18 protein-coding genes are annotated in these 19,553 nt (G+C 63.5%); 7 read left to right on the top strand and 11 right to left on the bottom strand.

Annotated elements, in window-relative coordinates; all coding sequences use genetic code 11:
* Positions 1 to 113: 113 nt before the first annotated feature.
* The 4 genes from argB to coaBC form a co-directional block, all read right to left on the bottom strand.
* Positions 114 to 1,019, bottom strand: a complete 906-nt coding sequence (argB, locus tag QMX89_RS16180; RefSeq protein ID WP_049860364.1) for an acetylglutamate kinase — start codon at positions 1,017 to 1,019, stop codon at positions 114 to 116.
* A 24-nt stretch (positions 1,020 to 1,043) separates the two neighbouring features.
* Positions 1,044 to 2,423, bottom strand: coding sequence for a phosphomannomutase/phosphoglucomutase (locus QMX89_RS16175; RefSeq protein ID WP_282348959.1), 1,380 nt, complete (start codon positions 2,421 to 2,423; stop codon positions 1,044 to 1,046).
* A 1,209-nt stretch (positions 2,424 to 3,632) separates the two neighbouring features.
* Positions 3,633 to 4,088, bottom strand: a complete 456-nt coding sequence (dut, locus tag QMX89_RS16170) for a dUTP diphosphatase (RefSeq protein ID WP_090361481.1) — start codon at positions 4,086 to 4,088, stop codon at positions 3,633 to 3,635.
* A gap of 8 nt (positions 4,089 to 4,096) precedes the next feature.
* Complete coding sequence (gene coaBC, locus QMX89_RS16165; RefSeq protein ID WP_090361478.1) at positions 4,097 to 5,305, bottom strand: bifunctional phosphopantothenoylcysteine decarboxylase/phosphopantothenate--cysteine ligase CoaBC; 1,209 nt, start codon at positions 5,303 to 5,305, stop codon at positions 4,097 to 4,099.
* A 133-nt stretch (positions 5,306 to 5,438) separates the two neighbouring features.
* On the opposite strand from coaBC, the gene radC reads away from it, so the two are divergent.
* Positions 5,439 to 6,113, top strand: coding sequence for a DNA repair protein RadC (radC, locus tag QMX89_RS16160; protein ID WP_049860360.1), 675 nt, complete (start codon positions 5,439 to 5,441; stop codon positions 6,111 to 6,113).
* 91 nt (positions 6,114 to 6,204) lie between these two features.
* On the opposite strand, the gene QMX89_RS16155 is transcribed toward radC, so the two are convergent.
* Complete coding sequence (locus QMX89_RS16155) at positions 6,205 to 7,794, bottom strand: ABC transporter substrate-binding protein (RefSeq protein ID WP_282348954.1); 1,590 nt, start codon at positions 7,792 to 7,794, stop codon at positions 6,205 to 6,207.
* A 373-nt stretch (positions 7,795 to 8,167) separates the two neighbouring features.
* On the opposite strand from QMX89_RS16155, the gene rpmB reads away from it, so the two are divergent.
* Positions 8,168 to 8,401, top strand: coding sequence for a 50S ribosomal protein L28 (rpmB, locus tag QMX89_RS16150; protein WP_007894701.1), 234 nt, complete (start codon positions 8,168 to 8,170; stop codon positions 8,399 to 8,401).
* Between the two features lie 12 nt (positions 8,402 to 8,413).
* Complete coding sequence (gene rpmG, locus QMX89_RS16145; RefSeq protein ID WP_022960960.1) at positions 8,414 to 8,569, top strand: 50S ribosomal protein L33; 156 nt, start codon at positions 8,414 to 8,416, stop codon at positions 8,567 to 8,569.
* 86 nt (positions 8,570 to 8,655) lie between these two features.
* On the opposite strand, the gene QMX89_RS16140 is transcribed toward rpmG, so the two are convergent.
* Both QMX89_RS16140 and QMX89_RS16135 read right to left on the bottom strand, forming a co-directional pair.
* Complete coding sequence (locus QMX89_RS16140; protein WP_282348950.1) at positions 8,656 to 10,209, bottom strand: glycoside hydrolase family 32 protein; 1,554 nt, start codon at positions 10,207 to 10,209, stop codon at positions 8,656 to 8,658.
* A 41-nt stretch (positions 10,210 to 10,250) separates the two neighbouring features.
* Positions 10,251 to 10,610 carry a cupin domain-containing protein gene (locus QMX89_RS16135; protein WP_049860357.1) on the bottom strand — a complete coding sequence of 120 codons (360 nt, stop codon included), beginning with the start codon at positions 10,608 to 10,610 and terminating at the stop codon, positions 10,251 to 10,253.
* A gap of 163 nt (positions 10,611 to 10,773) precedes the next feature.
* On the opposite strand from QMX89_RS16135, the gene QMX89_RS16130 reads away from it, so the two are divergent.
* Positions 10,774 to 12,267 carry an aldehyde dehydrogenase gene (locus tag QMX89_RS16130; protein ID WP_282348947.1) on the top strand — a complete coding sequence of 498 codons (1,494 nt, stop codon included), beginning with the start codon at positions 10,774 to 10,776 and terminating at the stop codon, positions 12,265 to 12,267.
* Positions 12,268 to 12,292: 25 nt separating this feature from the next.
* On the opposite strand, the gene QMX89_RS16125 is transcribed toward QMX89_RS16130, so the two are convergent.
* Positions 12,293 to 13,855 carry a phospholipase D family protein gene (locus QMX89_RS16125; RefSeq protein ID WP_282348946.1) on the bottom strand — a complete coding sequence of 521 codons (1,563 nt, stop codon included), beginning with the start codon at positions 13,853 to 13,855 and terminating at the stop codon, positions 12,293 to 12,295.
* A gap of 43 nt (positions 13,856 to 13,898) precedes the next feature.
* Positions 13,899 to 15,338 (bottom strand): PLP-dependent aminotransferase family protein, encoded by a 1,440-nt coding sequence (locus QMX89_RS16120; protein WP_282348957.1) that lies wholly within the window; start codon positions 15,336 to 15,338, stop codon positions 13,899 to 13,901.
* A 165-nt stretch (positions 15,339 to 15,503) separates the two neighbouring features.
* Here QMX89_RS16120 and QMX89_RS16115 point away from each other — a divergent pair, with 165 nt between their 5' ends.
* A complete protein-coding gene (locus tag QMX89_RS16115; RefSeq protein WP_282348945.1) occupies positions 15,504 to 15,740 on the top strand; it encodes a DUF1127 domain-containing protein in 237 nt (78 codons plus the stop codon).
* Positions 15,741 to 15,749: 9 nt separating this feature from the next.
* Here QMX89_RS16115 and QMX89_RS16110 read toward each other — a convergent pair whose 3' ends face one another.
* Positions 15,750 to 17,042 carry an FAD-binding oxidoreductase gene (locus QMX89_RS16110; protein ID WP_282348944.1) on the bottom strand — a complete coding sequence of 431 codons (1,293 nt, stop codon included), beginning with the start codon at positions 17,040 to 17,042 and terminating at the stop codon, positions 15,750 to 15,752.
* A 123-nt stretch (positions 17,043 to 17,165) separates the two neighbouring features.
* On the opposite strand from QMX89_RS16110, the gene QMX89_RS16105 reads away from it, so the two are divergent.
* Positions 17,166 to 17,519 (top strand): YkgJ family cysteine cluster protein, encoded by a 354-nt coding sequence (locus tag QMX89_RS16105; RefSeq protein ID WP_049860352.1) that lies wholly within the window; start codon positions 17,166 to 17,168, stop codon positions 17,517 to 17,519.
* A gap of 10 nt (positions 17,520 to 17,529) precedes the next feature.
* Here QMX89_RS16105 and QMX89_RS16100 read toward each other — a convergent pair whose 3' ends face one another.
* Positions 17,530 to 18,018, bottom strand: a complete 489-nt coding sequence (locus tag QMX89_RS16100) for an Lrp/AsnC ligand binding domain-containing protein (RefSeq protein WP_043192202.1) — start codon at positions 18,016 to 18,018, stop codon at positions 17,530 to 17,532.
* A 156-nt stretch (positions 18,019 to 18,174) separates the two neighbouring features.
* Between QMX89_RS16100 and dadA the strand changes: the two genes are divergently transcribed.
* Complete coding sequence (gene dadA / locus QMX89_RS16095; RefSeq protein ID WP_282348943.1) at positions 18,175 to 19,476, top strand: D-amino acid dehydrogenase; 1,302 nt, start codon at positions 18,175 to 18,177, stop codon at positions 19,474 to 19,476.
* Positions 19,477 to 19,553: the final 77 nt, after the last annotated feature.

Here is a 19,553-nt window from a genome sequence, read left to right as displayed (position 1 = left end):
CTGCTACAGGGGATCTTGAATTCCGTCGTTACAGGGGATCAGGATTCAGTAGCAGCGGCGCGAGCCGCGTCGGCGGTCGTCGCGGTGCTTTTGATGCACCGCGCGCGGTCAGGTCAACCGATCTTCTTGTTGCTGATCAGGGTGCCGACACCGCTGTCGGTGAAGATTTCCAGAAGCACGGCATTGGGGACGCGGCCGTCGATGATGTGCGAGGTGGTCACGCCACCCTGGACCGCTTCCAGCGCGCAACGGATCTTGGGCAGCATGCCGCCGTAGATGGTGCCGTCGGCGATCAGGCCGGATACCTGCTCGGTGGTCAGGCCGGTCAGCACGTTGCCTTCCTTGTCCATCAAGCCCGCAATGTTGGTCAGCAGCATCAGCTTCTCGGCCTTGAGCGCCTCGGCCACCTTGCCCGCCACCAGGTCGGCGTTGATGTTGTAGGACTCGCCATCCGGACCCACGCCGATGGGCGCGATCACCGGGATGAAGTCACCATTGACCAGCATGTTCAACAGATCGGTATTGACCCCGCTGACTTCCCCGACGTGGCCGATGTCGATGATCTCCGGCTTGGTCATTTCAGGGGTCTGACGGGTCACCGTCAGCTTGCGTGCGCGGATCAGCTCGGCGTCCTTGCCGGTCAGGCCGATGGCGCTGCCGCCGTGGCGATTGATCAGGTTGACGATGTCCTTGTTCACCTGGCCACCGAGCACCATCTCCACGACGTCCATGGTCTGGGCGTCAGTGACGCGCATGCCGTCGACGAAATGGCTCTCGATGGACAGGCGCTTGAGCAGGTCGCCGATCTGCGGCCCGCCGCCGTGCACTACCACCGGGTTGATGCCGACAGCCTTCATCAGCACGATATCGCGGGCGAAACCGGTCTTGAGCTCCTCGCTCTCCATCGCGTTGCCGCCGTACTTGATCACCAGGGTCTTGCCGACGAAGCGGCGGATATAGGGCAGCGCTTCGGACAATACCTTGGCGACGTTGGTGGCGGCATCACGTTCGAGGGTCATGCGGGGCTCCAGTGAAACAAGTGGTCAGAACGGTAGGTGCAGATCGGGTGCGACTTTCAACAACTGGGTACGGAAGACGCCCTGGATTCGTTCGAGTTCCTCGGCGTCTTCTGCCTCGAAACGCGTCACCAGCACGGGGGTGGTGTTGGAGGCGCGGACCAGGCCCCAGCCTCTAGGGTAGTCCACGCGCACGCCGTCGATGAGGGTGAGCTGGGCATCCCCCCACTGAGCGCCGTGGTGCAGGGCGTCGATGATGCCGAATTTGCTGTCTTCGGTCACTGCAATGTTCAGCTCGGGCGTCGACACGTCGTCGGCGAATGCGGCGAAGACGTCTTCGGCACTGAGGTGTTCGCGGCTGAGGATTTCCAGCAGTCGCGCAGCGCTGTAGATGCCGTCGTCGAAGCCGAACCAGCGTTCCTTGAAGAAGATGTGCCCGCTCATTTCCCCGGCCACCAGCGCGCCGGTGCGCTTCATTTCTTTCTTGATCAGGGAATGCCCGGTCTTCCACATCACCGGGCGGCCGCCGTGTTCCTTGATCAGCGGGCCCAGGCGACGCGTGCATTTGACGTCGTAGATCACGTCGGCGCCGGGGTTGCGCGACAGCACGTCGCGCGCGAACAGCATCAGCAGGCGATCGGGATGGATGATGCGGCCGGTGTTGGTGACTACGCCCACACGGTCCGCGTCGCCATCGAAGGCCAGGCCCAGGTCGGCGCCCGTTTCGCTGACCTTGGCGATCAACGCCTGCAGGTTGGCGGCCTTGCTCGGGTCCGGATGATGATGGGGGAAATGCCCGTCGACCTCGCAGAACAACGGGATGACTTCGCATCCCAGAGTCTCTATCAACTGCGGCGCCACCACGGCACCGGCGCCGCTGCCGCAGTCGACCACGACCTTGAGTCGGCGGGTGAGAACGATGTCATCGCGGATCTGCGCCACATAGCGCTCCAGGATCTCGACCTTCTCGACGCTGCCCTGGCCTTGGCTGAGGTTGTTGTGCAGCAGGCGCTGGTGCAGGGCCAGGATCTGTTCGTTGGCCAGCGTGTCGCCGGCGATCACCACCTTGAAGCCGTTGTAGTCCGGCGGGTTGTGGCTGCCGGTCAGCATCACACCGGAGCGGCCGCTGAGCACGTGGTTGGCGTAGTACAGCGCAGGTGTCGGCACCAGGCCCACGTCGCTGACGTGACAACCGGCGTCGACCAGACCCTGGATCAATGGCTGCACCAGCTCGGGACCGGACAGGCGCCCGTCGCGGCCGACGTTGACGTTGGCCTCGCCCATGGCCAGGCTTTGCGCGCCGACGGCACGTCCCACCCAATAGGCGGTGTCGGCATTCAAGGTGCTGCCGACGATGCCGCGAATGTCATAGGCGCGAAAGATGCCGTGGGGCAGCGCCGGCGGCATGTCGCTCGCTTCGACGACAGGGTCGGTGGCGTCGAGCTCGAGCATGTCGATGTCCTGGAAGATCGGATTGGTCCAGTCGTCCACGACCGGCACGGGCGCAGGCGCGGCCGTGCTGCTGTCGGCCGGACGCGCGGCGCCCTCGCGCAGGGACAGGCGCGCCAGACCCTGTGCCAGGCCGTTGAGGGGCGCCAGGCTCAGGCCGAACGCCTTGACCGCCTTGCCGCCGGACAACTCCTCGAGCAACTGCTCAAGCTGCCGCGCGTCGGCCTCGATGCGTGCATACAGTTGGCGTTGGGCCAGACGTACCGCCAGCGCGGCGCAGCCGATGGCGATCGCCGCGGCAAGCATCATCAGGCCCAGTGCACTCCAGGCAAACGGTGGCTGGAACAGCGGCCCGGGACTGAATTCCAGGCGCCAGTTGGGGTTGGCGGTCGGATACGGGTAGCGCATGGCCGACGCATTGCTGCCTTGTTCGACCAGCACTTGCGGCGGGCTGCCCAGCACGCTCTGTTGCAGGCGCAGTTGGCCGAACTCGGCGTCGGGCAGTGCCAGGGCCTGAGTCAGGGGCTGCATCTCGAAGGCCAGTACCAGCGTACCCAGCACTGGGGATGTCGAGCTTTGCTGGACGGTGGCGACGTTGTAGACCCACCAACGCCCGTTGACCTTGTAGGCCTCGGGCGCAGTGGCAGTACCGCGTTCGGCGCGGTTGATCATGTCCAGTACGGCAAAATTGATCGGCGCAGCGCCCTGCTGATCGACCTTGGCCTGCCCCGGCAGATTCAGGCGCACGCCCTGCAGGCCATCGATCAAGGGCACGGCGCCAACGGCCTGAGCGATGAGCGAAGGGTCCTGGCTGGCCAGCGCAGCCGTCAGTGCCGGTGAGTGAGCCAAGGTAGCGGTTACGCCGGCTTGGCGCGCGATCACGGTGTCCAGACCTGCGGTGAAAGGCGCGGCGGCGGTCGCCTCGGCGTTCTGGAAGGCACGGCCGGTGAGCGGCGCGACGACCAGAAACCAGATCAGCAGCAAGGCGACGAGCACGCCGACGACGGCGATCAGCAGTGCCTGGTTACCGGCGGTGGTCCGCGCGTTCGAAGCCTGGCCGTGCTCGGCCGTCTTGGCATTGCGAGGAAATCCTTTCACCTGTCATCTCCGCATTGAACGCTTTGAGGCGGACGGGCATCGCCACGGCCGCTGGGTCTGCATGGCCGTTTACTGCGTGCCGGAGTGACCGAAACCGCCGGTCCCGCGCTGGCTTTCGTCGAAGCTTTCGACCAGTTCGAAGTGAGCCTGCACCACAGGAACCAGCACCAGTTGAGCGATGCGCTCGCCCACCGTCAGGGTGAACTCGCTGTCGCCACGGTTCCAGCACGAGACCATCAGTTCGCCCTGGTAATCGGAGTCGATCAGGCCGACCAGGTTGCCGAGCACGATACCGTGCTTGTGGCCCAGGCCCGAGCGCGGCAGGATCATCGCTGCCAGGCCCGGATCACCGATATAGATCGAAAGGCCGGTAGGGATCAGCAGGGTCTGTCCAGGTGCCAGCAGGGTGTCTTGCTGCAGCATGGCGCGCAGGTCCAGGCCTGCGGAACCGGGTGTGGCGTAGTGAGGCAGCGGGAAGTCCCGGCCCAGACGTGGGTCAAGGATCTTGGCTTGTAGGGCGTGCATGGATGTCGTTAAACCTGATCGAGGCGCTTGGCGATGAAGGAAACCAGCTGGCGGGCTATCTTGCCCTTGCTGGTCTGGGCGAAAGCAGTGGTCTGCAACTGGCGGTCGATCACGCTGCAGGCGTTTTCTTCACTGTTGAAACCGATGCTGGGGTTGGCGACGTCGTTGGCCACGATCAAGTCCAGGTTCTTGTCCTTGAGCTTGCGCGCGGCGTAGTCGAGCAGGTGCTCGGTCTCGGCCGCGAAGCCGACGCTGAATGGACGATCGGCGCGACCGGCGATGGTTGCCAGGATGTCCGGATTGCGCACCATCTGCAACAGCAGGCCGTCACCACTGCTGGGGTCTTTCTTGAGCTTCTGCGCAGCCACCACTTCGGGACGATAGTCGGCCACGGCGGCGGACGCGATGAACACGTCGCAGGGCATGCCCGCCTCGCAGGCGGCGAGCATGTCGCGCGCGCTGACCACGTCGATGCGGGTGACGCGGTCGGGCGTGGGCAAATGCACCGGGCCGCAGATCAAGGTAACGCGGGCGCCGGCTTCGACGGCCGCTTCGGCCAGGGCAAAGCCCATCTTGCCGGAGCTGTGGTTGGTGATGTAGCGCACCGGGTCGATGTTTTCCTGGGTCGGCCCGGCAGTGATCAACACGTGCTTGCCGGTCAGTGCCAGGTGCTCGAAACATTCGGCCGCGCACAGCGCCAGTTCGGTGGCTTCGAGCATGCGGCCCAGGCCGATGTCGCCGCAGGCCTGGCTGCCAGCGGCCGGGCCGAAGACCTTGAGGCCGCGGCTGCGCAGCAGGTGCAGGTTGTCCTGTGTGGCCGGGTCGCGCCACATGGCCTGGTTCATGGCCGGGGCGATGGCCACGGTGGCGTCGGTGGCCAGTACCAGGGTGGTCAGCAGGTCGTTGGCCAGGCCCTGGGCCAGGCGTGCCATCAGGTCGGCGGTGGCCGGGGCGATGAGGACCAGGTCGGCCCATTTGGCCAGATCGATGTGGCCCATGGCAGCTTCGGCCGCCGGGTCGAGCAGGTCCATGTGCACCGGGTGGCCGGACAGCGCCTGCAGGGTCAGTGGCGTGATGAACTCGCTGCCGCCCTTGGTCATTACCACGCGCACTTCGGCGCCCTGCTCCAGAAGCCTACGTACCAGCTCGGCGCTCTTGTAGGCGGCAATGCCGCCGCCGACGCCCAGAATGATGCGTTTTCGATACAGCCGCTGCATAGGCCTGCCTTTATATCTGGTAATAACACCACGGTGAAACCGCCTTCCGGGGCCGGGTCGCCGTGCAAAAAGTTGCGCTAAGATAGCACAGCGCTCGCTATGGAACAGCGAGGCACACAGACAGGGAGTGGGGATGAGTATTCGCGATTGGCCCGAGGCCGAGCGTCCGCGAGAGCGCCTGCTGGCGCATGGTCCGGGCAGTCTTTCCGATGGCGAACTGCTGGCGATATTCCTGCGCACCGGCGTGGCCGGACACAGCGCCGTGGACGTTGCACGCAACCTGCTGATCCGCTTCGGCGGTCTGCGCGCCTTGCTCGAAGCCGACCAGAAAACCTTCAGCCAGCACTTCGGCATGGGCCCTGCCAAGTACGCCCAGTTGCAGGCCTCCATCGAGATGAACCGCCGCTACATGGCCGAGCGGCTGAACCGTGGCCCGGCCATGGAAGATCCATCGTCGGTGCGCCATTACCTCAAGGCTAAGCTGCGCCATGAGCGCCAGGAAGTGTTCGGCTGCCTGTTTCTGGACACCAAGCATCAGCCGCTGGGTTTCGAAGTACTGTTTCGCGGCACCATCGACAGTGCGGCGGTGTATCCGCGTGAAGTGGTCAAGCGGGCCATCGCCACAAATGCGGCAGCGCTGATCCTGGCGCACAATCACCCTTCCGGAAACCCGACCCCGAGCCAGGCCGATCGCTCGCTGACCCAGCGCCTCAAGGAATCATTGGCGCTGGTGGATGTGCGGGTGCTCGACCACATCATCATCGGCGAAGGCGAGCCGTTGTCGATGGTCGAGCATGGGTGGATGTAAGGGGCGGGAGCCGCTCCTGCAGGGATCCGTGGTAATACGAAAATCCACTGTGGGAGCGGGTTCTACCCGCGAAGAGGCCGGTAGTGGCAGCCTATTTCTCCACTGACACCCTGGAGAAATCCTGCCGACCGAACGGGCTGACGGTGTAGCCCTCGACCCCTTCGCGCGCCAGCACGGCTGCGGTGGGGTGGGCCAGCGGCAGCCACAGCGCCTGCTTCTGGATCAGAGCCTGGGCCTGCTGGTACAGCTTGCTGCGCTGGGCCTGATCGGTCACTGCCTTGCCGTCGCTGATCAGCTTGTCCAGGCCCTTGTCGCAATAGCGTGCGAAGTTGGTGCCCGACTGCACGGCTGCGCAGGAAAACTGCGGGGTGAGGAAGTTGTCCGGATCGCCGTTGTCGCCGGCCCAGCCCATGAACAGCAGGTCATGCTCGCCGGCCTTGGCACGGCGAATCAACTCGCCCCATTCGATCACGCGGATCTCGGCCTTGATGCCGACCTTGGCCAGGTCGGCCTGCAACAGCTGCGCGCCCAGGCTGGGATTGGGGTTGAGCAGGCTGCCCGAAGGGCGGGTCCAGATCGTGGTGTTGAAGCCGTCCTTCAAGCCCGCCTTGGCGAGCAACTCGCGCGCCTTGGCCGCATCCTGCTTGTAGCCGGGCAAGTCCCGTGCATAGCTCCAGGTATTGGGCGGGTAGGGGCCGTTGGCAGCCTCGGCAGTGCCTTCGAAGACGGCCTTGAGGTAGCTGTCCTTGTCGAAGGCCAGGTTGATGGCCTGGCGCACTTCAGGCTTGTCCAAAGGCGGGTGCTGGCTGTTGATGGCCACGAACGCGGTCATGAAAGCCTCGGTCTTGATCACTTTCAGGCTCTTGTCGTCGGCGGCCGCAGCGATGTCCAGGGGCTTGGGTGACAGGGTCAGCTGGCATTCGTTGCGGCGCAGCTTCTGCAGGCGCACATTGGCGTCCGGGGTGATGGCGAACAGCAAAGGGTCGACGGCAGGCTTGCCGGCAAAGTAATCAGGGTTGGCCTTGTAGCGCACCACGGCGTCCTTTTCGAAACGCACGAATACGAAGGGCCCGCTGCCGATCGGCTGGCTGTTGAGTTTTTCCGGAGTGCCGGCTTTCATCAATTGATCGGCGTATTGCGCCGAATAGATCGAGGCGAAGCCCATGCTCAGGGTCGCCAGGAACGTTGCATCGGGATGATCCAGGGTAAACCGTACGGTCAGAGGATCAGGTGCCTCGATTTTCTTGATCAGGCCAGGCAGTTGCATCGACTGGGCGTGCGGAAAGCCGCTTTGCGCCACTTTGTGCCAGGGGTTGGCCGGGTCGAGCATGCGCTGGAAACTGAACAGCACGTCCTGCGCGTTCAGCTCGCGGTCTGGCTTGAAGTAGGCGGTGTCGTGGAACTTGACCCCCGGGTGCAGCTTGAACGTGTAGGTCAGGCCATCGGCCGACACGGTCCAGCTGTCCGCCAGGCTGGGGATGACCTTGCCGGCCTTGGCGTCGAACTCCACCAGGCGGTTCATCAACACGTCGGCCGACGCGTTGGTGGTGGTCAGGGAGTTGTACTGCACCACGTCGAAGCCTTCGGGGCTGGCTTCGGTACAGACCGTCAAAGGCGCAGCATGCACCAGCGCAGAGGCAAACAGGGGAGCAAGCAAGAACGGCAAAGTCGCAAGACGCATGGTGTGTTTCCTTGGCGTGTCGAGGGCCCATCTGCCTATGCAGTCTGGAGAAAAGTCCTACCCTAGAGATGTCGAGCAGCGTTGACTATCCCTAAATCGTTTTTTTGCGCGACGAGTGGTCATGTCGCAGCACGCCCGCCGGTGCTGTGCCTGCGCCGATGCCGGCGCAGCTGGGCGCATCGATTGTGCATCTGGAGTTGTTGCACTGCAGGGTTTCTGGTATAAAGCAGCGCTCTTTTCTAGGGCCCTGTTCCTCTGCCTTCACGGTGAGGCGGGTAAGACCCTGAAGAAACGCGGCGCCGTGCGCCAAATGACTGAAAGATAAGCGGCCAACCCATGCCGGGTTGGGCATGTGGTTTTAGAGGGCTGAGGCATGTCGAGAGTCTGTCAAGTTACCGGTAAGGGTCCGGTGACTGGGAATAACATTTCCCACGCAAACAACAAAACCCGTCGTCGTTTCCTGCCGAACCTGCAGCATCACCGCTTCTGGGTTGAAGAAGAGAAACGTTTTGTTCGCCTGCGCGTATCCGCCAAGGGCATGCGTATCATCGACAAGCGCGGCATCACTGTCGTGCTGGCCGAAATTCGCAAAGCTGGCAAGATCTAAGGGAGCTTTATCATGCGTGAATTGATTCGTTTGATCTCGAGCGCCGGTACTGGTCACTTCTACACTACCGACAAGAACAAGCGTACTACCCCGGACAAGATCGAGATCAAGAAATTTGATCCGGTTGTTCGCAAGCACGTGATGTACAAGGAAGGCAAAATCAAGTAATTGATTTTGGCGACCAGAAAAAGGCCCGCATCGAAAGATGCGGGCCTTTTTTTGTGCCCGGTTTTGCGCAGGCCCAGGCTTTCGATCTAGCGATGCTGAGCTTGGGCGCTGGTGATGGGGTTCAGGGTGGTGACGAAAACCTTGGTCAGGCGCGCGTTTCCTCCTTGTGCAACAACGCTGATGCGCTCCAATGGCGATTTCGTGTAGTACAGCGCAGTCCCTGCCGCGCTGCCTGCGGCACCGAGCAGTTCCAGGCAGGAACGATCGATCACCAGGTGCATGTCCATGGTGCGGGTATCAGGTTGGAAGGCATACGAAAACCGGTTGACGAAATAGCGCTGCTCAAAGCCTGACGCACCGTGTCGGTCGATAAACAAGCCGCCGAAAGGGCCCGCGTCGAATCCGGCCTCAAGGGTTTCTCCAGCCTGATTGGACAGACGGACCGTCACCACGGCACCTGGCTGCAATTCAACTTCCAGACGCACCTCGATCGCCTCGCCAGCGGGCAATGCGGCACTGGCCAGCGTTGCGCTGCCCCATGGCCGGGTGTCGTCGATCAGGACCTTGCCCGCCAAGGGAGCGAGGTCGACGAACTGCTGCACCAGCCGCCAGTCCTTGCCCACGCGCCGCAATCCCAGGGTCCGCGGCAGTGTCATCATGCCTCTGGATGGTGAGGCAGGCACCTCGTTGGCGTACTGCCAGTTGCTGAGCCAGGCCAGGCCCACCGGTGCCCCGGAGTGGTTGGAGAAGCTTTGAAAGGCGTAGAAGTCCTTGCCGAAGTCCATCAGCCGCGTGACGCAGTCCTCGGCGGTGAACTGCCGGCCGTCGAAGTCGCCGATGAAATACTGCACCGTACTGCCGCCCAGGGGGCCGCCGGGGTTGATCGAAAGGATCAGCACCCAACGCTCGCCGCCGTTTTCGACGGGTACACGGATCAGGTCCGGGCACTCGTAGTCGATGCCCAGCAGGCCGCTGTCTGCGAATTCACCGCGCTTGTCCCAGGATTTCAGATCGACCGAGCCGTAGAACAGCACCCGATGCGAGCGTGCCTCGACCACCACCATGATCCAGCACTGTTCCGGCGCGTGCCAGAAGACCTTGGGGTCGCGGAACTGGCTGGAACCGATGTCCAGCACCGGGTTGTGAGCGTACTCGACAAAGCTGCGCCCGCGGTCGCTGCTGACGGCGATTTCCTGGGTCTGCAGGGTTGCCGAAGCGCGTGTATAGATGGCGACGATGCCGCCCGCCTGCTCCCCGGCGTCTGGTTGTGCCTGGAACAGTCCGCTCAGGTTGTGCTGGTCAACCACCGCGCTGCCGCTGAACGCCTGACCGGCCGGGGTGTTGAACAAGGCGGTGGGCAAGGTCTGCCAATTGAGAAGATCAGGGCTGACAGCGTGTCCCCAGTGCACGTTGCCCATCGTCGCCGCCGACGGGTTGTGTTGATAGTAAAGGTGATATTCGCCGTCGAAAAACACCAGGCCATTGGGGTCGTTCATGAAGCCTGTGGGCGGTGCGTAATGCACCTGGGGCGTGTAGTTGCCGCCGGTGGTAGGGCGTTTTTCGTCAGCCTGGGCGAAACGATAGAAAGCCGCACCGGTAGCCAGCAGGGCGGAGCCGATAGCGAAATAACGTCGTGTCATCAACGGTTATAGCTCCTGGATCTAGGCATGGGACGCGGTGCTTATTTGGATTCGAACACCACGTAGATCTTGCGGCACGCCTCCAGCACTTCCCAGGTGCCAGTGAAGCCTGCAGGGATCACGAAGCGGTCGCCAGCGCGCAATGTCTTGCCGTTGCCCTGGTCGTCACGCAGCACGGAAACGCCCTGCACGATTTCGCAATATTCGTGCTCGGTGTAGTTGACCGTCCATTGCCCCACCTGGCCTTCCCAGACCCCCGCGTTCATCTGGCCGCAGGGGCTCTGGTAGTGGTTGAACAGTGTCTGTTCGGGGTCGCCGCCAAGGATTTTCTCAGGCGCCGGGCGGTAGCGTTCCGGGGTGACGCTGTGTTGGGCAAAGTCGACGATGCTGGTGATGTTCATGCAGGAAACCCCTCGCTTGTTGGATAAAACGCACATCCGTGGGCCTGTGTGCGCTGGGTGTCAAATATATTGAAAAGCGTCGCACCGGTGGTTTAGGGTGGTTCGATGTCACCCCGCTCAGCCTTGCACGGCCGGGCTTTGCATTCAATCACAGGAGATCCGTATGACCACTCTGACTCGCGCTGACTGGGAACAACGTGCCCAGCAGCTGAAGATCGAAGGGCGCGCGTTCATCAACGGCGAATACACCGACGCCGTGTCGGGCCAGACCTTCGAATGCGTAAGCCCCGTCGACGGTCGACTGCTGGCCCAGGTGGCCAGTTGCGACGCTGCCGACGCCGAGCGCGCGGTCGAGAATGCCCGCGCCACGTTCAACGAAGGCGTCTGGGCCAAGGCCGCGCCGGCCAAGCGCAAGGCCACCCTGATTCGTTTCGCCGGGTTGTTGCGCGAGCATGCCGAGGAGCTGGCGCTTCTGGAAACGCTGGACATGGGCAAGCCGATCAGTGATTCGCTGAACATCGACGTACCCGGCTCGGCCAATGCCCTGGCCTGGAGCGGCGAAGCCATCGACAAGGTCTACGACGAGGTCGCTCCGACCCCGCACAACCAATTGGGGCTGGTCACGCGTGAAGCCGTCGGCGTGGTGGCCGCAGTGGTGCCGTGGAATTTCCCTCTGATGATGGCCTGCTGGAAGCTGGGGCCGGCCCTGGCCACGGGCAACTCGGTGATCCTCAAGCCGTCGGAGAAATCCCCATTGACCGCCATCCGCATCGCACAGTTGGCGATCGAGGCGGGCATTCCCAAGGGCGTGCTCAATGTGCTGCCGGGCCATGGCCACACGGTCGGCAAGGCACTGGCTCTGCACATGGACGTGGACACCGTGGTCTTCACCGGTTCCACCAGGATCGCCAAGCAACTGATGATCTACGCTGGCGAGTCGAACATGAAGCGCGTCTGGCTGGAGGCGGGCGGCAAGAGCCCCAACATCGTGTTCGCCGATGCACCTGATCTGCAGGCGGCGGCCGATTCGGCAGCCAGCGCCATTGCCTTCAATCAGGGCGAAGTCTGCACGGCTGGCTCGCGCCTGCTGGTGGAGCGTTCGGTCAAGGAGCGCTTCCTGCCGATGGTGGTCGAGGCGCTCAAGGCCTGGAAACCAGGCAACCCGCTTGACCCGGCGACCAATGTCGGTGCTTTGGTGGACACCCAGCAGATGAACACGGTGCTGTCCTACATCAGCGCCGGTCAGGAAGGCGGCGCCACCTTGCTGGTGGGCGGCAAGCGCATCCTTGAGGAAACGGGCGGCACTTACGTCGAACCGACCATTTTCGATGGCGTGACCAATGCCATGAAGATCGCCCAGGAAGAGATTTTCGGGCCGGTGCTGTCGGTGCTTACCTTCGACACTGCCGAAGAGGCGGTCAGCATCGCCAATGACAGCGCCTACGGCCTGGCCGCAGCGGTATGGACCGCGGACATCTCCAAGGCGCACCTGACGGCCAAGGCGCTGCGCGCCGGCAGCGTGTGGGTCAACCAGTACGACGGTGGCGACATGACCGCGCCGTTCGGTGGGTTCAAGCAGTCGGGCAATGGTCGTGACAAGTCGCTGCATGCGTTCGACAAGTACACCGAACTGAAGGCCACCTGGATCAAGCTCTGAGCCACTGCCGGTCGGGCTGGGTCGATCAAAGCATCTTCTCCAGCCCGATCACTTCACTGGCCCACGCATTCAGCCGCCGCCACCAGTCACCCGGTTCTCGGTACAGGGTGTGCATCTGCTGGTGGTCCTCGGTGTCCCACACCACCTGGCCATTTTCCAGGCGCACCTGGTAGCTGCGTGCAGGCGACATGCCCTCACGGGCCAGGTGGCGCATCTGCGCCGCCAGTTCCGGGCTGTCCACCAGCACGCCGACCTCGGTGTTCCACAGCACCGAACGCGGGTCGAAATTGAACGAGCCGATGAAGGACTTGCGCTCGTCGAAGATCATCGCCTTGCTGTGCAAGCTGGAATCGGAACTGCCACTGAAGCTCAATGTGCCACCCGCATCGTCACCCGGCTGGCGACGCAGCTCGAACAGCTTCACTCCGTGCTCGAGCAAGTTCTTGCGGTAGGGCACGTAGCCGCCGTGTACCGCAGGTACGTCGGTCGCTTCCAGGGAATTGGTCAGCAGGCTGACGTCGACACCGGCATCGGCGCGTCCGGTGAGATAGTCGCGGCCAGCTTTGCCCGGCACGAAGTAGGCGGAGATCAGCATCAGTTCATGCTTGACCTGAGTCAGCTCCGGAGCGAGCTGCGTGGTCAGCAGCAGGTGCGGGTCGGGCTCGCCTCGGGCCAGCACCTTGGTCGGCGCATCCCACAGTGCCTGGCCCCAGGCCCAGATCAACTGACGCCGCCAGACGTCCAGCTGCGGCGCGCTCTGGTAGGTCATCAGGCGTTCGTAGAGGGCATGGTGCTGGCTTCGCGAGGTGGTCAGGGACTTTTCCAGGCGCACCCGCGACGCGGCCAGGTGTTTGGCCGTCGGCACCGTCAACAGAAAATTGGCAATCGGCTGGCTCAGTGCACTGTTCCAGTACTGATCGAAGCTGTAGCCCAGTTGCTGGGCGACCGGCCCGAAGCCGAGCAGGTCGATGTCTGTGAAGTTCATGTCCGGCTCGGCGTCGAAGTATTCGTCGCCCAGATTGCGTCCGCCGACGATAGCCACGCTGTTGTCGGCCAGCCACAGCTTGTTGTGCATGCGCCGGTGCTGCCGAGACAGTTGCAGCAGGCGGCCCACCGCGCGCGTGGCGCCGGTCGAGCGACCCAGGTGGGTGGGGTTGAACAGGCGGATCTGGATGTTGTGATGCGCGGCGAGGGTGGCGATGGTCTTGTCCAGGCCATCACTGGTGGTGTCGTCCAGCAGGATGCGTACGCGCACGCCGCGGTCGGCGGCCTTGAGCAGTTCGTCGACCAGGGCGCGGGTGCTGAAACCGTCGTGGACAATGTAGTACTGCAGGTCGAGGCTGACCTGGGCATTGCGGATCAGCTCGGCACGTGCGCGAAAGGCCTCGTCACTGCTCGACAGCAGGCGGAAGCCCGATTGGCCATGATGGGCCTGCACTTGGGCCTGCACCGACCTGCCGAAGGCCGATTGTTCGGCCGGGAGCATTTCGCTGTATTCACGCGGCGCATTCACGCTGGCACAGCCTTGCAGGGCGAGGATCAGGGTCAACAGCAGCGGTAACAGCCTGGGGCAGGGCAAAGCGATCATCCTTGCAGGGAGGGCGGGCGTGCCGTTCGACCTTGGCACGGGCTCAAAGGTCGGCATCGGGGTGCGGATTATCCGCAAGCAGCTGCCGAGCGCAGGTACCCACGGTGCGTACGGCGGCCTCGATGTCGGGCGAAGGCTTGCTGGCGAAGTTCATGCGCAGGCAGTTACGGTACTTGCCCGACGCCGAAAAGATACTGCCCACGGCGATCTGTACGCCCTGGTCGAGCAGCAGGCGGTTGAGCTTGAGGGTATCGAAGCCCTCGGGCAGTTCAACCCACAGCATGAAGCCACCCTGGGGACGGCTGCAGCGGGTACCGACGGGAAAGTAGCGAGTGACCCAGTCGATCATCATGTCGCGGCTGCGCTGGTACTGAGTGCGCATGCGGCGCAGGTGCGGTTCGTAATGACCACCCTTGATGAACTCGGCGATCGCCAGCTGCGGCTGCGTCGAGGTCGACCCGGTGCCGATGTACTTCATGTGCAGCACCCGTTCCAGGTAGCGACCGGGGGCGACGAAGCCGATGCGCAGGCCGGGGGCCAGGGTCTTGGAGAACGAACTGCACAGCAGCACGCGACCGTCTTCGTCGAACGACTTGATGGTGCGCGGACGGGGATAGCTGAAGGCCAGGTCGCCATACACATCGTCCTCGATGATGGCCACGTCGAAGCGTTGCGCAAGCGTCAGCAAGGCACGCTTGCGAGCTTCGGGCATCACGTAGCCCAGCGGGTTGTTGCAACTGGGCGTCAACTGTATGGCCTTGATCGGCCACTGTTCCAGGGCCAGTTCCAGCGCTTGCAGGCTGATGCCGGTGAGCGGATCGGTCGGGATTTCCAGGGCCTTCATGCCCAGGCCCTTGAGGGTCTGCATGGCGCCGAAGAAGCTGGGTGAGTCCACGGCGACGATATCGCCGGGCTCGCAGATGGCGCGGATGCTGGCCGACAGCGCTTCATGGCAGCCGGTGGTGACGACCAGTTCACCAATGCCCAATCGGCAGCCGGCATCCACCAATAGCCGGGCGATCTGCTCCCGCAGGGCCTGGGTACCATACAGCGAGTCGTAGTACAGGCCCGGCATCGCCTGGTGCCGACTTAGGCGGGCCAGCTCGCGCAGCAAGGGCCGCAGGGTCGGGCTGCTGACGTCGGGCATGCCACGGCCCAGTTGCACCACGTCATCGCGCGGCGCTGCGCGCATCAGTTCGACGACCTGGTCCCACTGGGAGATATCCACAGGACGCTGCATGGGGCGGCCCACGGCGGGCAGTGCCGGCAGTTCGCGGGCGGTGGGCACGAAATAGCCGGATTTGGGCCGGGGCGCGGCCAAGCCGTGGTCTTCGAGCTGGCGATAGGCTTGCTGCACGGTGCTCAGGCTGACGCCGTGCTCGATGCTCAGGGCACGCACCGACGGCAGGCGATCGCCAGGGCGGTAGAGGCCTTGTTCGATGCGCTGGCTGAGCAACTGGGCGAGGTTCATGTACAGCGTCATGGGCGTGCTCGAACTGATGACCATACAGATGCGTGGAAAATACAGCATTCAGACGCGCTGGTCAGCCTTCTGTATGAAAAACATAAGCGCTTTTTGAATCTGTATTAAGCGGTGTCGGCTGCGGCACCATGGCCTTGCTGTCCAAACACTTCAAGGAGAAAGGCCATGAACGGCTTGAGCGATGTACGTCTGCTGCTGCGCACCGAAGAATTGCTGGAAGAGCCCAAGCTGCGCTCGAGCGCCACCTGCGCACCGGCAGGCCTGGGGCGTTGGGCGCTGATGCTGCATCACTTGCGCACGCGTCCGGCCCTGCTCGAACTGGACGAGGATCAGTTGCGCGATATTGGCCTGGATGCGCAGCAGGCCCGCCGCGAAGGCCTGAAGCCGTTCTGGCGTTCGTAGCGGAGCGGCCTAGCCCAGCTCCTTGAACCGGTGCCAGAGCATGCCCAGCGCCAGCAGGGGCGAGCGCAGGTAGCGGCCGCCGGGAAAGGTCATGTGCGGCACTTTGGCGAACAGGTCGAAGCCGCGGCTGGCCTGGCCACTGATGGCTTCGCCGAGCAGTTTGCCCGCCAGGTGAGTGACGTTCAGCCCGTGCCCGGAATAGGCCTGGGCATAGAACACGTTGGGCTGCTCCTTGAGCCTGCCGATCTGCGGCAGACGGTTGGCGCCGATGCCGATCATGCCGCCCCATTGATAGTCGATGCGCACATTAGCCAGTTGCGGGAACACATCGAGCATCTTGGGCCGCATGTATTCGGCGATGTCCTTGGGATCGCGCCCCGAGTAGTGACAGGCGCCGCCGAACAGCAGGCGCCGATCGGCGGACAGTCGATAGTAGTCCACTGTCACCCGCTGGTCGCACACCGCCATGTTGCGGGGCAGCAGCTGCCGTGCCTGTTCGGCATCCAGAGGCTCGGTGGCGATGATGTAGCTGCCGGCCGGCAGCACCTTGCCGCTCAGCTGCGGGTTGAGATCGTTCAGATAGGCGTTGCAGCCCAGCACCAGGAAGCGTGCCCGCACCTGGCCTTGAGCGGTGTGCACGCGCACTTGCGGGCCATATTCGATACGCTTCACCCGCGAGTGCTCGAAGACCTGCACACCCAACTGCCGGGCCACTTCGGCCTCACCCAGGGCCAGGTTCAGCGGATGCAGGTGGCCGGAGCCCATGTCGACCAGGCCGCCGTGGTAGCGATCCGAGCCGACCACGCTGTGCATGTCCTGCGCCTCGACGATTTGCAGCTCGTGAGCGTAGCCCAGGCTGCGCAGGGCTTCTGCGTCTTCGACGAACCCCTGCAGCTGGGCCGGCTTGTTGGCCAGGTCGCAGTAGCCCCAGGTCAGGTCGCACTCGATACCATGGCGGTCGACCCGCTGGCGGACGATCTCGACCGCTTCCAACCCCATCAAGGTCAGGTCGCGCACACCGTCGTCGCCAATGATCTTACGAAACTGTTCCAGATCGTGGCCGACGCCGCGAATCAGTTGCCCACCGTTGCGCCCGCTGGCACCCCAGCCAATCTGGTGGGCTTCGAGCAGGGCCACGCTGAACCCCCGCTGCGCCAGTTCGATCGCGGTGTTCAGCCCGGAGAAGCCACCGCCTACCACGCACACATCGACGCTGATCTCGCCCTGCAAGGGCGGGTATACCGGCTGCCGATGCAGACTGGCGGCGTAGTACGAGGCGGCGTGCTCGGCGCGAGCGTTCATGTGAGTGGTCCTGGTAGCAATGGTTTGAAAGGGGTGTACGGAAAATTCGACGCAGCATAAGCCGGGGTTTCCCATGGCGGCAACCGCGCGGCACAATGGCGCCTCGTCCACGCGGTGACCGTCATGAGCTGCAACAGCCACAAGCTTCGTTTCCTGCGCGAGCAGATTCCTTCGTTCGAATGCGTGCCGGGATGCCATGACTGCTGCGGGCCGGTGACCACCTCATCCGAGGAAATGGCGCGCCTGCCGCGCAAGACGGCTGCCGAACAGGAGGCCGCGCTGGCCCGGTTCGACTGCGTGCACCTGGGGCCACAGGGTTGCACGGTGTATGAAGAGCGCCCGCTGATCTGCCGGCTGTTCGGGACCACGCCGACGCTGCCATGCCCCAATGGACGGCGTCCGGTGGAGATGATCGACCCTGCCGTGGAGCATCAGGTGCACAAGCTGATCGCGAGCACTCGCCAGGTGCTGGTCTGAAGCGTCTGGATCAGTCCGGCACTGGCAGGTTCAAGCTCTCCTTCACTTCTTCCATGACGATGTAACTCTTGGATTCGCGCACATGGGGCAGTTTCAAGAGGATATCGCCCAGCAGTTTGCGGTAGGACGCCATCTCGGAAATGCGTGCCTTGACCAGATAGTCGAAGTCACCCGACACCAGATGGCACTCCAGCACATGAGGTAGTTTGAGCACCGCGCGGCGAAATTCCTCGAAGGTGTCGCCCGACTTGTAGTCCAGGCTGATCTCGACGAACACCAGCAGGCTTCCGCGCAAATGCTGCGGATTGAGCCGGGCGTAATAGCCCATGATGATGCCTTCGCGCTCCAGACGGCGGACTCGTTCGGTGCAGGGTGTGGTGGACAGGCCGACCTTCTCGCCCAGTTCGGTGAACGACATGCGCCCGTCAGCCTGCAGGATGCGCAGGATATTGCGGTCGATCTTGTCGAGTTCGCGTTTGCTCTGGTGCTGGGTACGCACAGGCGATGCCCCTCCGTTAAAGCGTCAATGGCCGAGAATTCTCGCCAAATATAGCCTTGCATACAGTGAAAAGCACTGGCTCGACCTTTTTATACTGCCCACATCTTCGGACCTAACATCTTACGTCAGCGGATTTCCGCGATGAGGGCGACACACATGCGCGTTCTGGTACTCGGTAGTGGTGTGATCGGCACCGTCAGTGCCTATTATCTGGCCCGGCAAGGCATGGAAGTGACCGTGGTCGATCGCCAGCCGGCCGTCGCCATGGAAACCAGCTTCGCCAATGCCGGGCAGGTTTCGCCGGGTTATGCGTCGCCCTGGGCGGCGCCGGGCGTGCCGCTCAAGGCCATCAAATGGCTGCTGGAACGCCATTCACCGCTGGCGATCAAGCTGACCGGCGATGTCGATCAGTACCTGTGGATGGCGCAGATGCTGCGCAATTGCACCGCCAGCCGTTATGCGGTGAACAAGGAGCGCATGGTGCGCCTGTCCGAGTACAGCCGCGACTGCCTCGACGAGCTGCGCGCCGAGACCGGCATCGCCTACGAAGGCCGGACCCTGGGCACCACCCAGCTGTTCCGCACCCAGGCGCAACTGGACAACGCCGCCAAGGACATCGCCGTGCTGGAGCAGTCCGGTGTGCCCTACGAGCTGCTCGATCGCGAAGGCATCGCCCGCGTCGAGCCGGCCCTGGCGTCGGTCACCGGCATTCTGGCCGGCGCCCTGCGGCTGCCCAACGACCAGACCGGCGACTGCCAGATGTTCACCACCCGCCTGGCGCAGATGGCCAGGGATCTGGGTGTACAGTTCCGCTTCGGTCAGGCCATCGACCGCCTGGACTTCGCCGGCGACCGCATCAACGGCGTCTGGATCGACGGCAAGCTGGAAACTGCCGACCGCTACGTGCTGGCACTGGGCAGCTATTCGCCGCAGTTGCTCAAGCCGCTGGGCATCCGGGCACCGGTGTACCCGCTCAAGGGCTACTCGCTGACCGTGCCGATCACCGATGCGGCCATGGCGCCGACCTCGACCATTCTCGACGAGAGCTACAAGGTGGCGATCACCCGGTTCGACAACCGCATTCGCGTCGGCGGGATGGCCGAGATCGCCGGTTTCGATCTGAGCCTGAATCCACGTCGTCGCGAAACGCTGGAAATGATCGTCAATGATCTCTACCCGCAGGGCGGTGATCTGACTCAGGCCAGCTTCTGGACCGGGCTGCGGCCGACCACCCCGGACGGCACGCCGATCGTGGGTGCCACGCCGTTCAAGAACCTGTTCCTCAACACCGGTCACGGCACGCTGGGCTGGACCATGGCATGTGGGTCGGGACGCTTGCTTGCCGACCTGATCGCGCGTAAAAAGCCGCAGATCAGCGCCGCCGGCCTGGACATATCGCGCTACGGACAGCCACACGAAACGGTTCGTCAGGGTCAGTCGGCGCCGGCGCATTCGTAACTGTTGGTCCTGGATCGCCGCCCCGCGCGGCGGCCCCTCGACCTGTACACCCTTCAAACCTTGCAAAAGAAGCCCGC

The sequence above is a fragment of the Pseudomonas sp. PS01301 genome (genome assembly GCF_029960215.1).
Classification (GTDB): domain Bacteria; phylum Pseudomonadota; class Gammaproteobacteria; order Pseudomonadales; family Pseudomonadaceae; genus Aquipseudomonas; species Aquipseudomonas coleopterorum.
Note: the sequence above shows the minus strand (reverse complement) of the source record. Positions and strands in the feature narration are given on the sequence as shown.